Genomic DNA, 15,457 nt, shown 5'->3' with positions numbered 1-15,457 from the left:
CTTACGGCCTTGTCTTCTTTTCGGGCAGACTGCTTATGGTTAGTCTGACGGTGGTGGTGCCGCCCCCGCTCTCCGTGGTTATCTGTCCGTTGATGGCTGCCGCGCGCTGCCTCATGGTGCGCCGTCCGATGCCTGCCGATGCGTGCTGCTGTGGCTGTCCGTTGTCGCTCACGGTCAGACTGAGGCTGTTGCCTTCAAGCCTCATGCCCACGTCTATGCGCGTTGCGCCCGAGTGCTTCATGGCGTTGGCCACGGCCTCCTGTGCTATGCGGTATATCTCGAGCGCCGTAGCGTCGGCCACGCGGCTCCAGTCGGCATCCTCGGGCACGGCCTCATACGTTATTTCACACTGCCCTGCGCCTGCCGCCTGACACAAATAGTCGTCGAGCACCATGCTTATGTCGGCATAGCTGAACTCCGGCGGCATCATCTCGTGCGATATGCGCCTCACCTGCTCGCGGCAGTCGTCGAGCATGGCGGCTTGTCCTGCGGCGTCGCCGTTGCCCGCGGCAATCTTCAGCTGCACGGTGTACAGGCTGTTGCACACGCCGTCGTGAAGCTCGCGCGCCAGCCTTTCGCGCTCGTTCTCCAGTCCGTCCACATACTTCTGCATGAGCCTGCGGTCGGTGTCGGCCTGCAGCCTGCGAAACTCCTCGGCCTGCATGCGCGCCCTGCGCCTCTGCCTCATGATGTAGACCACGGTCAGGGCAGCCAGCACCGCCACAACGAGCAGTCCCGTGCTGACATACATGCGCGTCTCGGCCAGCTCGGCCTTCTTCTGCGCCAGCTCGAGTTCCTTCTCCTTGGCCTGATATTTCACGGTAAGCTCGCGCATGCTCTCGGCCTTCTGGCTCTCAAACAAGCTGTCCTTCAGGGCTACGGCCTTGGTCATGGCTCCGTAGGCCTGCTCCCACTGTCCGAGGCGTGCGTAGGCCTCGTGCATGTTGTTGTAGCAGTCGTACACCACGAAGGGCATCTGCTCTATGCCCTTGATTGTCAGAATCTTCTTGAACAGCGGCAGCGCCCCGCGCCAGTTTTCGTGGTTTAGTTCAATGCTGCACAATATCTGATAATAAGCCACGAGCGTCATCGTAGATTCCACCTTGGGCTCCAGCGTGCGGCACCGTCCGCGCCACATGTCTGCCCCGCGCCTGTCGCCCAGTCTGTCGGCCGTGGCCACCATATATGCCGCCGCGCTCATGGCAGCGTCGGTCTGTCCCAGCTCCATGGCGTAGCCGTAGCTCCGTGTCAGCATGTCGGCAGCCTTGTTGTTGTCGCCCGCCATGAGAAACATCAGTCCGTTCTGCGACAGCATCTGCGCCTTGAAGGCCTTGTCGGCACACTTCTGCGTCCAGTCTACCGACAGTCCGGCGTAATACATGGCCTCCTTCTTGTGCTGCATGTCTATGTGCAGCGTGGCGAGGTTGAGGTAGAGGGCAGCCGCCTCCTGGCGTGCGTCCTCGTCGGCCTTGGCCTTAAATTCGGCAGTGGTGCAGAGCTTCATGGCCTCGTTATAGTGTCTGAGCGCCTCGTCGGTCTTGCCCATGGTGCGCAGATACACGCCCATCGACGAGTTAATGCCCACTATTGCCGTGGTGTTGCGGCTTTTCTGTGCCACGTCGAGAGCCTCACGCGCCACTATAAGTGCCGAGTCGTTCTTTCCGCCGGCATGCAGCGCGTCGGCCTTCTGCCTCAGTTCACTGAGCTTGTCGGCAGCCGCCAGAGGCACAACAGCTATCATTGCGGCCAAAAATAAAATCAGTCGTAATCCTTTCATGGTAATAACAGGTTAGGGTTCATTAATATAAGGCTTGTCTTAATAGCAGCAATAAAGAGGATGGCACGCACATCAGGCGCGGAGCCTGCGTGCCGTAGTATGTTCTGTCGGCGTGCGCAATAACAGCCGTTGCACACGCCTCGGCCGGCGGTTAGCCCAGAGCCTTTATCTCTTCGTCGAGCTCATGCCTTATCTGGCGCATCTCGCCGGCTATCTTTTCGCACATTTCCGCCATGTCGGCGTCGGCCACGCTGTCTATGTGTTCGGGCGACAGAGCCTTCAACTCGTCGACAGAGCGCGCCCCTATCATGGTCAGCATGGGCAGCGCCTTGTGTGCCACGCGGCTTATGGCGGCGCGGTCGGGCCCAGCCTTGGCCTTGTCGAGCGTGGCCATGTGGCCGTCTATCTCGGTCATGAAGCTCGAAAGAATCTCGTGGCACGCCTCGTTGTCGCCTGCGGCAAATTCGGTTACGGCCCCGAAGTCGTGCCCTCCGGTCCTGCTGCCGTCGTCGTCTCCCGTGGCGTCAGGTGCCTTGTCTGTGCGGCATTCATCGCCGTTGCCGTCTTCATCGGTGCCCCCGCCGCCGTCAGCATCAGCCTTCCCGGCAACCGTCTTGCCGCCATCAAGCTCAATGCCTGTGGCAGCCTGGAGCGTAGCACACAGGCGGTCGGTGTTGAACGGCTTGAAAAGGCATGCGTCGAAGCCAGCCTCCAGCAGTCTTGGCTCTATGCTCGGCTCGTGCGCCGTCATGGCTATGAGCAGCGTGTCGTAGCGTCCGGCTATGCGGGCAGCCATCTCCGTGCCGCTCATCTCGGGCATCTCTATGTCTATGAAGAACACGTGCGGACGCAGGTCGGCAAGCTGTCTCAGTGCCTCGTCGGCATGGCTGCATGCCGTTATGTGCCATCTGCCGCCCGAAATGCCCGTGAGCATCTCGCGCAGAAGCTGCAGCTGCAGGCGGTCGTCGTCAACAATCAGTATGCTGATCCTGTCGGCCGTCATGCCCTCGGGTCTGTGTCCGGGCTTTATGCCGGTGCCTGCCGGCCTGCTTTCGGCTGCCGCAGTCTCGTCGCCCTGCATGCCGTTGCCGTTGAACTCAAGCGGAAGCGACACATGAAACGTTGTGCCCTTGCCCTTGGCCGACTCGAGCGTGATGCGCCCTCCGAGCAGAGTGGCCAGCTCGCGTGCTATCGACAGGCCCAGGCCCACGCCCTCGGTGCCCTGCGCTCCGGGCAGACGCGTGAAGGCGTTGAATATGCGGCGCGCCTCCTCGGGCGTCATTCCGCGTCCCGTGTCGGCCACATCCACCTGCAGGCGGCTGCCCTGCATGCGCGCCGATATGGCTATGCTGCCCTGGTCGGTGTATTTAAGGGCATTGCTTATAATGTTGTCGAGTATCTGCTTTATGCGGAAGGCGTCGCCCAGACACAGGCGTGAGCCGCATCCGGAGGTGTCGCTCTCGACGGCAAGACCCTTGGCCTCGGCCTGCGGACGTATGCCTTCGGCACAGCTGTCGACGAGCTGTCGCGGACTGAAGCTTACGCTGCGCGTCTCCACCTTGCCGCTCTCAAGGCGGTGATAGTCGAGCAGTGCGCTGACCAGATGGAGCAGATGTGTGGCAGAATTCTTGATGTTGCTCAGGTAGGATGCCGCCTTTCCGTCTCTGACATAATCGCCGAGCAGCTCTATGAAGCCCGATATCGAGGCTGCCGGAGCCTTTATGTCGTGGGTGATGGTGAGCAGCAGACGCTCGCGCTGCGCCATTATGCGCTCCGTCTCGGCCTTTGCCCGCTCGAGGTTCTCGTTGTAGATGCGTGCCCTGCGCATGTCGCGCCTGACGTAGAGCAGCAGCACCACGGCCGACATGACGGCCACCAGGGCAAGCGATATTATCTTGAGCATGACGCTGCGGCGCCCCGACAGGTCGGTGTCTATAGCTGCCTGCAGCGCGCGGTGCTCCTCGTCGCGTATGTCTTCGAGCAGCTGCTCTATGCGTCGGGCCAGCTGCACGCCCACCAGCTGCTGCGTCTGCCGCTTCTCGTCGAGCTGCTCCTGGCGTGCCCTGCGCGCCTTCAGTTCCTCGCGCTTAATCTCCTTGAGCACTCCGGCCACGGTGTCGGCTATGTTGATGCTGTGGCGTGCAGAGTCGGTTACGGCCTTGCGGCTGCGGTTGCTCACCTGTATGGTGTCGGCATGCTGCTTGCGGAAGGCGTCGGCAAGGCGTGCAAAGAAGCCCTTCTTGCTCTTCACGATGTCGTAGACCACCTCCTTGTTCTCCTGCACTTCTACCGATTTAGGATGTATCACGACCGAGTCTTGCCCCTCCTGCAGCTTGATAACCTTCTCGCGGAAAAACTTGTCAGGGTTGTTTCTGGCCATCTCGTCGACAATCATCAGCGTATTTTCGCGCTTCAGCAGGAGCATGCTGCGCAGCGAGTCGATCTTCAGGCATTGCGAACTGTCGCTGACCATGGCCTTCAGCGAGTCGGCCAAAGCCATGGTCTTGCGGAGCGATGCGTCGAAATTGTCGAGCTCGTCGGTGTTGCCGAGGCACAATGACCTCTCGCAGTTGTCGGTTTCGAGAAAGCAGTAGATAAGACTGTCAACCACGTCGCGCCGCTCCATAAACTCGCGTTCGGCCTTGTCTATCTGCATGAAGGCCCTGGTGTTGCCGTAGACCAGCCACACCGCCAGGGCGAGCACCAATATTGCAAGTGTGTATCCCGCCGCTATCTTAAACTGTACGCCTGTCTTCATCCGTTTCAAGTATTAGTCCAAGCGCAGACTTCAGGGCTGCCTGCGCGTCGTATTGCATGCCAACCGGGCGTGCCGGGAGCAATGTCCCATTTTTGCAAAGATAAAGTAAAAATATGTCAACGATGCATTATTTTGGCAAAAATAACCGCAAAATGTTCACTTTTTGTAAGTTTTATGCCTTTTTTAGTATCATCTTCGGGCATGAGACATATAAACAAGGCAAACCCCGTCAGCTGGCTGTTACAGCTTCCGGGGCTCGCTTTTGAGATAAAACGCCTTATCTCCGAAAAAATGAATTAACCTATTATTCTTGTCTTAACCGAACTTTTTATTCAGCTGTAGCTACTGTGTCTGCAGGAGCGGGAGTTGTTACTGTTGTGTCTGATACTACTGTGTTCTGTACTTTATTTTCGTTCTGACCTGCAAATACGTTGCTAACTGAAACCAATGCGAGAGCTGCTACTGCAGCGAAAACTAACTTTTTCATAATGCTTTCTTTTTTTATTGTTAATAATTTTATTTTCAACGTTCTCGCTTATTCATATTGCAACAGCCGTGCCAAACTATGCCAGAAACAGCTATGTCGGTGATTATCAGGCGGTTATGATATTTTGGGGAATTGTGGGATGTGTGGAAAAGTGTGGAAGAGGTGTGGAATTTTTCCACAAAAAAGTGTGGAAACGCCGTTCCACACCTCTACACACGCTCCGCTTTGGCACGCCGGTGAAGATTTTTCGGGGCGTGATCTGCTGTAAAATCTATACCGGTCATCAGGCCGGTGTATGGTTTAGCCGTGCAGGCATGCTGACGCCTCCGGCCGCCTTATTATATTAAGTCATCGGCTTGCCGCCTGAGGCCATTTTCTAAAAGCATGCCTTTTGCCCTGCGACTGGTGGTCTTTTGCAGCCTAAAAGCATACCTTTTGCAGGCTGATTTGCGGTCTTTTGCATCGCACGCGCAAACGCCTGTCAGTCAGATATTTGCAACAAGGGTATTGCGGATGTCTGCGCCACGGCACGCATGAGCTGCCGCCCTGCGCCAAGAAGCATGGCAGGGCAGCCACACGGCTACATGGGCCGGATGTTGAACTCGCGCCACACGGCCGCCTGGCGGTAGGCATCGAGCGAGGCTGAGGGCACAAGCACCGCTGTACGGCGCGACACGCCGAAGAAAGCGTCGGCACCCACTGCGGGCGGCTCCGTTGCCCCTACCATTATCTGGCGCAGCGACGTGCACACCCTGAACGCCCTGTCGCCTATGGACGTAACGCCTTCGCCTATGACCACGTTGCCAAGATTCATACAATATTTGAACGCCTCGCTGCCTATGCTGGTGGTGCCTGAGGGCATGGTTATGCTGCTTATGCTGCGGCACTTCTCAAAGGCTCCGTCGCCAATGCTTATCAGACTGTCGGGCAACACTATCGAACTGAGCGATACGCAGCCGCTGAACGCCTTGTCGCCTATGCTCATGAGCCGGGCAGGAAGCGATATCCGGGCAAGGCTGCCGCATGAGGCAAAGGCCTCGTCGCCTATGTAAGTCAGTGAGCCGGGCAGGGATATTGAGCTGAGTGAGCCGCACTCTCTGAAGGCAAGGTCGTCTATTATGGCAAGACCTTCGGGCAGGCTAACCTCCCTGAGCGAGCTGCATCCGCCGAACGTGGCTGCCTCTATGATGCGCACACCGGCCGGAACGGCAGCCGACAGAAGCGACCTGCAGTCCATGAACGCGCCGCTGCCTATGCTCCTGACGCCGTTGCCCATGCTCACGCGAGATAGCATAAGGCATCCGCTGAACGCCTTGCTGCCTATGCTCTCCACGCTGGCAGGCAGCGACATCGACGTAAGCTGGCTGCAATAGGCAAAGGCCTCTTCTCCGATATGCCGTATGCCCTCGGGCAGGCCTATGCGCCTGAGGCTGCTCTTGACGCTGAATGCCGTTATGCCTATGCCTGTTACCTTATAGCTGATGCCGCCGTGGCTTACCGTGGCGGGCACGTCTATCTCGCTCTCGTAGCTCTCGCACGAGCTGACGTCAACCTCGCCGGCAGTCTTGTCGGTTACCGAGTAAGTAAGGTTTCCTACGCTGAATGTCTGCGCCAGGGCGCATGCCGATGCCGACAGAAGGGCTGTCAGCACTACTAATGTCTGTCTGATGATCATGGTATGAACTGTTGAAATGTTTTTAATAATATCGTATCGACTTGTTTGTATGCACGCCGTATGCCGTTATGCAGGCTGGCTGAAAGGTTACTGCGGCTGCTGCGGCATAAAAAAAGAAGGTGAACGGCCAAAGCATCTGTGCCCGGTCTTCACCTTCAATATTGCTTACGGCAGGATTCTGTCAATTCGGCCGATGCGCTTTTTGCATCTTAGCAAGTGTATCTTTGTAAGCCGACGGTAGAGTATAGCTGACTGTACGCCCGACAGGACTTGACAAAAAGACACCGGTAATGTCAGAAAAGCGGCCCGAACGGATGACGGGAATATATACATCCTTTATAATCCGAAATTACAGACTCCGCCTTATATATAATACGTCAGAAGCAGCCGGTGCCGTCGAAGCAGTGAGTGCAGAGCTTGCACTTGGGCAGACCGATGGCGTCGACGAGGTTTTCGAGCGTGTTAAACTTGAGCGAAGTGAGGCCCAGGCGCTCGCGTATTATCTCCACCATGCGCTCATATTCGGGCGAGCCTGTGGTGGCATATTTCTCAAGATTCTTGTTCTCGTCGCCCTCAAGCTCCTTTATTATGCGGCGCGTTATCAGTTCGAGGTCGCTCTTCGACGACGTGAAGCCGATGAACGGACAGCCGTAGATGAGCGGCGGACAGGCTATGCGCACGTGAGCCTCGCGCACGCCGTAGTCGAACAGCACCTTAACGTTGTCGCGCAGCTGCGTGCCGCGCACGATAGAGTCGTCGCAGAACAGCAGACGCTTGTCCTTGAGCATGGCGCGGTTAGGTATCAGTTTCATCTTTGCCACGAGGTTGCGCAGCTCCTGACGGCTTGGAGTGAAGCTTCGCGGCCATGTAGGCGTATATTTAGATATGGCGCGGTGGTAGGGCACACCCTTGCCTTCGGCATATCCGAGAGCCATGCCCACGCCCGAGTCGGGTATTCCGCAGGCGCAGTCAACCTCCGACTTGTCCTGCTGTCCCATCTTCTTTCCCATCTCGAAGCGCACCTCCTCAACGTTGCGGCCTTCGTAGCATGATGTGGGGAATCCGTAGTAAACCCACAGGAACGAGCATATCTGCATCTGCTTCTCGGCCTTGCGCATCTGCTCTACGCCGTCGGCCCTGAGGCGCACAATCTCGCCCGGACCAAGATAGCGGTCGATTTCATAGTCGAGGTTAGGAAAGCTGCTCGACTCGCTCGTGGCTGCAAACGCGCCTTCCTTGCGGCCTATCACGATAGGCGTGCGGCCCCATTTGTCGCGCGCCGCGATGATTCCGTCCTCGGTGAGGAGCAGCAGCGAGCACGAGCCTTTTATCTTGTTGAACACATTCTCGATGCCCTCAACAAAGTTCTTGCCCATGATTATCAGCAGCGCTATGAGCTCGGTCTGGTTGGTCTTGCCCGAACTCAGCTCCGCCAGATGCATATTCCTGGCCAGCAGGTCCTGCTCAAGTTCGCTGATGTTGTTCACCTTGCCCACGGTTACGATGGCAAAGCGTCCTAAGTGTGAGTTGATGATGATAGGCTGGGCGTCAGTGTCGCTGATGATGCCTATGCCTGAGTTACCTGAAAACTTGCCGAGCTCGTCTTCAAACTTAGTGCGGAAGTATGTGCTCTCAAGGTTGTGGATTGAGCGCATAAACTGTTTCTCCTCCGCATTATAAGTGGCAAGTCCGCCACGCTTTGTTCCCAAATGCGAATTATAGTCAGTACCGTAGAACAGGTCTGTAACACAATTCGACTTCGAGATTGTTCCGAAGAATCCTCCCATAAGATATGTTTTTGTTAGTGTTCAAGAATCCGAATGGTTTTCGGTGGCTGCAAAGTTACAAAAATATTGGCTAATCATAAACAGACGGCATGCAGTTTTTTAACCCATACAGGGCTTTATTATTCAGCCAGGATTCTCGTTTAATGTAGGGCAGACGGCCATAAGCCCGATATAAAACGGCAACACAGCCGGATGTAAAATGGCTGGTCAGGGACAAAAAATATCCAGCCCGGACACGAAGCCCGAACCGGAATGTGAACTATGTAAAACAAAAATTTATTATTATGTCATCGTAACTTACGGCCATATCTGCTGTAAGGCGAAAGCTCAATCCTGCACTTTCCAGTCGGATATAGTTCCCGTCTCCGACGAGAAGCTAGCGCCGATTTTGAACACACGGCGCGCATCGGCCGAATATTCGCGGGCATAGCCCTTGTCTTCTATCTGACTGAGAGCCTCGTCTGCCGTGCCGTCGAGCTTGAACTCAAAGATATATACATACTGCGGAGTCTCCACCACGCAGTCAACACGCCCCTGGCTCTGCACTTTCTCCGTGTAAACGGTGTAGACGCTGATAAGCCGCATGATGAGATAGAACGTGTACTGGAAGTAGCGCTCGCGCTCCGCCTCGTTGTCCTTGCGGCGCATGGTGTAGGGGATGCTCGACAGGAAGGAGGTGAACAGCGTGCGCAGACTGTCTGCCTCGCCTGCCTCCATGGCGTCAATCACGTCGAATATCCAGCCGTTGAGACGCTCGCGCGGCTGAAGATACGAAGAAGCAATCATCGTGAGAAAGCCCTTCTTGACCTCGTCGTTGGGGAAGTCGAGAAGGAATGTGTTGTGGCGCATGTTGTAGTCCTTTATCGTGAGGTAGCCGCTCTGGTATATCATGGGCAGCGGGCGCTCCACGTCGGCTTTATAGTCGATGAACTCCTCCATGGCGTAATATTTGCCCGTAAGCTCGTTCATGTTCTCGTTGAAGTGTGCAAGCAGGCGGATTAGATAGGTCGGAGTGCCCGAGCGGAACCAGTAGTCGTCAACGCTAAGACTGTCAAGAGCGTTGAGCAGACTGAAAGGATTGTAGACGCCCGTCATACGCTTGCTGAAGTGATAGCCGTCATACTGGCGTCTGAGCCTCTGGCGCATCTCATTCGGAGTGCATTGGTATTCAACGGCAAGGTCGGATATAGGACTGCTGAAATAATGCTCAAGCTCATCCTGCGTTATGCCGCACAGCGTCTCGTAGCGCGCATCCATGCTGATGTCCTTGGGCTGGTTGAAACCGCTGAACACGCTGACCTGCGAGAACTTGGTTACGCCCGTTAGCAGGACAAACTGCAGATGGGCGTCGGCTCCCTTGAACACGGAGTAGAAGGCCTTGAGAACGTTGCGGTGGCGGTCTTCAAGTTCGCGGCTCATGTCGAGCACGTCGAGTATCGGCTTGTCATACTCGTCTATCAACACCACAGCGCGGCGGCCTGTCTTGGCGTGGGCAGTACGCAAAATCTCAACAAAGCGGTCGCCGTAGCCCAGCTCGTTCTGACGTACAGGCATGTCATAAAGATGTTCCCATTCCGACAGACAGAAGTTGAGTTTCTGTTCAAGTTCGCCCGCATTTGTGAAGTTTCCGCCGTTGAAGTCAACATGGAACACAGGATAAACGTTCCACTCCTTCTCCATGCCGTCGATGGCAAGACCCTTGAAAAGATCCTTGCGGCCAAGGTAGTAGTTCTTCAGCGTAGACACAAGCAGACTCTTTCCGAAGCGGCGCGGACGGCTCAGGAAGTAGATTCCGCCCTCATGAGTGAGGTCGTAAATCATGTCCGTCTTGTCTACATAAACGTAGCCGTCTTCTATAATCCGGTCGAAGCTCTGTATTCCTATTGGGTATTTCATTTTTGCGTCTTTCCTTTCTATGTATGGTTGACTTATACGGCGGAATCCCGCCCGTTCATTATGCAAATATAGTGAAAGGCGAGTGCAATGCAAAACAAAAAAACACTTTTTTTTGAGTTTGCCTTGCCGAGCCGCCTACTATATTATGTAAATATAGTGAAAGGCGAGTGCAATGTAAAACAAAAACCACTTTTTTTGAGTTTGTCTTTCCGAGCCGCCTCCTGTATTATGTAAATATAGTGAAAGGCGAGTGCAATGCAAAACAAAAAAACACTTTTTTTGATTTTGTCTTGCCGAGCCGCCTCCTAATATTATCTATTGTTATGCGGATATACACAATTTTCGCTGAAGACAGAAAACGCATCGGCATCAGCTGCTGTTTATACGTGCACATAAAAAACATGAATTTCTGTCTTATTTTATGGTAAAATGTCCATAAAACATCCGTTTTTGACGCTCATACATATTAAATATTCACTTTTTTAAGTTTGTGAACCATTGTGAACTTGTTTTGCGTTTGCTTTTGGCGTATCTTTGCACTCACAAACGATAAACCTTATAAAGACTGTTGGGTATGATTAAGAAAAATATACTTATATGGATGACTGCCGCACTTGCATTCTGCGCATGTTCATCAAGTGAAAACAACGGAGATGAAGGCGAAATCGACCCGCCGTCGCCCCACGCCGTGCCTATAAAGATAAGCACTACGATGGAGAGCGTAGACGGCACGAGAGCCACAGATTACGGATTTGAGGCCGGCGACAGGATAGGTCTGTTCGTAGTGAACCATAATGCCGACGGAACACCGGGAACGCTGCAGCCGGTCGGCAACCATGTTGACAACATGAGGTTTACATACAGCGGAACATGGACTCCTGACGAACAGATATACTGGAAAGACGAGACCACACACGCCGACTTCTATCTCTACTACCCCTACACGCCGTCGCTGACATCGGTAAACGCAATGCCGTTCAGCACGATGGCCAACCAGAGCAACACAAGCGACTATAAGGCATCCGACCTGCTTGTGGGAATTACAAAAGACGTGGCACCCACAGAGGCTGCCGTTGGCATAACTGCATCGCACGTGATGAGCCAGATGCTGATAAATCTGGCGGCAGGCAACGGATTTACCGACGAGAGCCTGGCCGCAGCATCAGTAAGCGTGAAGATAAACGGCATAAAGACACAGGCCACGGTAGACCTTGCAACAAAAGCCGTTACGCCCACGGGAACAGCCACAAGCATAACACCGCTGAAAGAAAACGGAAGCTACAAGGCCATAATAGTGCCGCAGACAGTGGCACAGGGCAACCTGGTGACTGTAACCGTTGACGGCCGCGACTACAACCTGCAGAAGGCATTTACATTTGAGAGCGGCAAGCGCCACAAATTCACCGTGACGCTGAGCAAGACAAGCAACGGAATAAACGTCGACATAGATGATTGGGAAGACGACGGCACAGATAATGGCGGAACGGCAGAATAATGTTTCAGGTCGGTTGTACTAATGTAGCATGTAAAAATTTAACGCCATTAAATAAAGTCTGCAGATGATTACCATAAAAAGCAACCAATACAAACTTTTAATATATATAATCACAGTCTGTCATTTATTGGCAGGCTGTTCTGACGATCTTTTCGGCGGAGACGAAAGCCGCGGCAGCGGCAACCGCATAACACTGTCGGGCGAAATTGACCAGCTGGCGGTTACGAGAGTAAACGACAGCGGGTTTGCCGACGGCGACGTGATGGGCGTGTATATTGTCGACTATAACGGCAACACGCCCGGCACTCTGCAGCCGAGCGGCAACAGGGCAGACAACGTGCGCCATACATACGACGCCGCCAACGCCAAATGGAACTCTGCCTACGACATCTACTGGAAAGATGACCACACACACATTGACGTCTACGGATACTATCCCTTCGGCAGTCCGGAGAGCATAGACGCCTACCCGTTCACCGTGGAGCGCGACCAGAGCAAGCCTTCGGAGGACGGCGTGATGGGCGGATATGAGGCCAGCGACTTTCTGTGGGGAAAGGTGGCCGACGTGGCTCCGACAGACAGAGTAATACGTCTGCCCATGGCCCACCGTATGGCCAACGCCCGCGTAACACTTACCGAGGGCACAGGCTTTGCCGACGGCGAATGGGAACAGACAGAGCGCACTGTGCTCGTGGCCAACCTGATACGAGGGGCAAAGATAAACCTTAACGACGGAACGGTGAAAGCCAAAGGCAGCGTAGAGCCTACGGCCACAGTGCCTGCAAGAGTAGGCGACGAGTGGCGCGCCATAGTTGTGCCTCAGACAGTAGCGGCAGGCACAACGCTGTTCACTATAACCGTGGGCGGCATACCTTATAAGTTTAGCAAGAACGAGGCGTTTACGTATACAGCAGGAAAGATGAGCAACTTCACCATCCGTGTTGACAAGAAAGCCGAAACAGGACAATACACTCTTACGCTCGTCAACGAGAGCATCACGCCATGGGAGAGCGACCTCGTAAGCCACGACGCCGAAGGCAAGGCGTATATTGTGATAAACACGACACGCGGACATCTTAAAAGTTCTATAATTGCTGCCAACAAAGACTACACAAAGCTGAAAAACCTGAAGATAACAGGAGAGATAGACGCAACAGATTTTGAGTTTATGAAAAATGAGATGACTCAGCTCGAGGCGTTGAATTTGAAGGATGTCAAAGTGTATGGAAAATTTGGGGAACAAGAATGGAATGGGATAAGTGATAATGTAGAAAAAGAGGGCGTGATACCTTATGTAGCAATGGAAGGTAAGTCGTCATTGTTGTATCTAGTGCTTCCAGATAAACTTGAAGCTATTTCTGAACGTGCATTTTCAAATTGTATAAATATTAGTGGATCATTGATGATACCTGAAGGTGTAACACGTATTGGATACAGCGCATTTGCCTTTTGTAGAGGTATAAAAGGGGATTTGTCTTTGCCTAATACTTTAAAATATATTGCTAGTTCTGCATTTCATAGCTGTGATTTTACTTGTCAATTAATTCTTCCCATAAATTTACAATATATAGGTGCTAACGCATTTGAATATAACAATGGATTTTATGGTAATTTAAGTCTTCAAGATAATTTGACGTATATTGGAGCTTGCGCTTTTAATTCTTGCACAAATTTAAGAGGTGATTTAAAAATACCACAAAAAATTAAAGAAATATCAGGAATGTCTTTTGGCAATTGTAGTTTTAATGGCACACTTTATCTTCCAGATGGCATTACAAAAATAGAGAGTATGGCATTTTGTAATAATGATTTTAAAGGAGAACTTATACTTCCTAAAGGTCTTACAAAAATTGGCGATGGTGCCTTTACCGGTTGTTCTTTTTCAGGTAATTTAAAATTTCCTGAGAGTTTATTGTCAATTGGTAATAATGCTTTTAATGAAAATAGTCGGTTGTCTGGAATTTTGGAGTTTCCTGATAAAATACAAACTATAGGAGATAACGCATTTAGCTATTGTTCAGGATTGCAAGGATTAATTATTCCTAGAAGTGTTGAAAGTATTCGTCAAGGAGCTTTTTCAAGTTGCTTCGGCATAAACTCTATCGTATGTGAAGGAGAAATACCTCCTTATATTGGCAGCAATGCTTTCGACGGCGTGCCAAAGGATAACTTTACGGTTGAAGTGCCAGAGTCGGCTGTTCCACAATATCAGACAGCCACTGGCTGGAATGAGTTTAAGCGCATTGCCGCCCATCACGAGTTGGTATGCCGTCCGTCTACGGTATGCGCACTGAACAACGGACACACGCAGACATTGGTGCTGGATGCCGAAGGCGAATGGGAAGTTGAGAGCAAGCCCGACTGGTGTGAGCTGTCGCCAATGAGCGGTAACGGCAAGACGGAAGTAACTATAAGTATAAACACTTTGTCGAAAGGTGCCGGCAACAGAACCGGCGAAGTGGTGTTCAAACTGAAAAATGAAGACTATACCCATACGTGCAGCGTAAGCCAGTATGACTACATCTATGGTGAAGACGAGTGGCTGACGCTGCAGAAGGCGACACGAGGCAACACAGGCGGAATAAACGTTGTGATTATAGGCGATGGATTCAACGCAAAAGACATAGCCGAAGGCGACTGCCTTCCTGCCCTGAAAGAGGCTGCACAATATCTTATAACCATAGAGCCATATAAGACATACTCAAAATACTTTAACATCTACATAGGCTTTGCCATGTCTAACGAGAGCGGTATAGGCACTTTGAACACCATACGCTACAACCGCTTCGGCACAACATTCACTGGCGGCTCAGGATTAAGCGCAGACTATGACGAGATATTCAGCTATGCGCTCAATGCACCGACCGTAAATCAGAACAACCTGAACCAGACGCTGATAATAATTGTGCCCAACACTACCGAATACGGCGGCATAACGCAGATGTGGGAAGACGGCTCGGCTATAGCAATCTGTCCGCGTAGCACAGACGCATATCCTTACGACTCGCGTGGAGTTTTGCAGCATGAGGCAGGAGGTCATGCCTTCGGCAAACTTGGCGATGAGTATATATATCACAATGCCTTCATCGACGCATGTCATTGTATGTGTTGTTCTCATGTGGGTGCTATTAATCAGGCAAAGTCGCTTGGCTGGTACGACAACTTGTCGCTCACGGGCAAGATGCACGAAGTGCCATGGAGCCATCTGATATTCGACAGCCGATACAGCAATCTTGTAGATATTTATGAAGGCGGATTTATGCACAGTCGCGGCGTGTTCCGTTCAGAGCAGAACTCGTGCATGAACAACAATGTGCCATACTTCAACGCCATAAGCCGCGAGAGTATAGTAAGGCGAATAAAGAAATATGCCGGCGAGACATTCTCGTTTGAGGAATTTGTGGCCAACGACAAGACTGACGCAAGCAGTGCAGTCAGTGCCACACGCGGCGTAGGCTCAACATCAACATATCATGGACGACAGATGCCGCCCAAGATACATAAGGGCAGTCCGCTAAAGAGCATAAGGAAAGCGCGCAGGCACAGACGCTGACCACGTTCGGGTCTATATAGATGGAGGCT

At 52.8% G+C, this 15,457-nt stretch carries 8 protein-coding genes; 2 read left to right on the top strand and 6 right to left on the bottom strand.

From position 1 onward, the window contains the following. Position 1 precedes the first annotated feature (1 nt). The 6 genes from ACZMIG_RS06780 to ACZMIG_RS06755 form a co-directional block, all read right to left on the bottom strand. Positions 2-1,777, bottom strand: a complete 1,776-nt coding sequence (locus tag ACZMIG_RS06780; protein WP_487889335.1) for an ATP-binding protein — start codon at positions 1,775-1,777, stop codon at positions 2-4. A 151-nt stretch (positions 1,778-1,928) separates the two neighbouring features. After that, a complete protein-coding gene (locus tag ACZMIG_RS06775; RefSeq protein ID WP_487889334.1) occupies positions 1,929-4,535 on the bottom strand; it encodes a hybrid sensor histidine kinase/response regulator in 2,607 nt (868 codons plus the stop codon). Between the two features lie 328 nt (positions 4,536-4,863). Next, positions 4,864-5,022, bottom strand: coding sequence for a hypothetical protein (locus ACZMIG_RS06770; protein ID WP_021855864.1), 159 nt, complete (start codon positions 5,020-5,022; stop codon positions 4,864-4,866). A 580-nt stretch (positions 5,023-5,602) separates the two neighbouring features. Then, on the bottom strand, positions 5,603-6,697 hold the full coding sequence (locus ACZMIG_RS06765) for a leucine-rich repeat domain-containing protein (protein WP_487889333.1): 1,095 nt from the start codon (positions 6,695-6,697) through the stop codon (positions 5,603-5,605). A 377-nt stretch (positions 6,698-7,074) separates the two neighbouring features. Further along, positions 7,075-8,484 carry an amidophosphoribosyltransferase gene (locus ACZMIG_RS06760; protein ID WP_021855866.1) on the bottom strand — a complete coding sequence of 470 codons (1,410 nt, stop codon included), beginning with the start codon at positions 8,482-8,484 and terminating at the stop codon, positions 7,075-7,077. A 327-nt stretch (positions 8,485-8,811) separates the two neighbouring features. Then, positions 8,812-10,380, bottom strand: a complete 1,569-nt coding sequence (locus tag ACZMIG_RS06755) for an ATP-binding protein (protein WP_487889332.1) — start codon at positions 10,378-10,380, stop codon at positions 8,812-8,814. A 574-nt stretch (positions 10,381-10,954) separates the two neighbouring features. Between ACZMIG_RS06755 and ACZMIG_RS06750 the strand changes: the two genes are divergently transcribed. Then, on the top strand, positions 10,955-11,875 hold the full coding sequence (locus tag ACZMIG_RS06750; protein ID WP_021855869.1) for a fimbrillin family protein: 921 nt from the start codon (positions 10,955-10,957) through the stop codon (positions 11,873-11,875). Positions 11,876-11,939: 64 nt separating this feature from the next. Continuing rightward, positions 11,940-15,428, top strand: a complete 3,489-nt coding sequence (locus ACZMIG_RS06745) for a leucine-rich repeat protein (protein ID WP_487889331.1) — start codon at positions 11,940-11,942, stop codon at positions 15,426-15,428. Positions 15,429-15,457 lie beyond the last annotated feature (29 nt).

It is taken from the genome of Xylanibacter sp., assembly GCF_057607445.1.
This window is presented reverse-complemented; position numbering and strand designations above follow the sequence as displayed.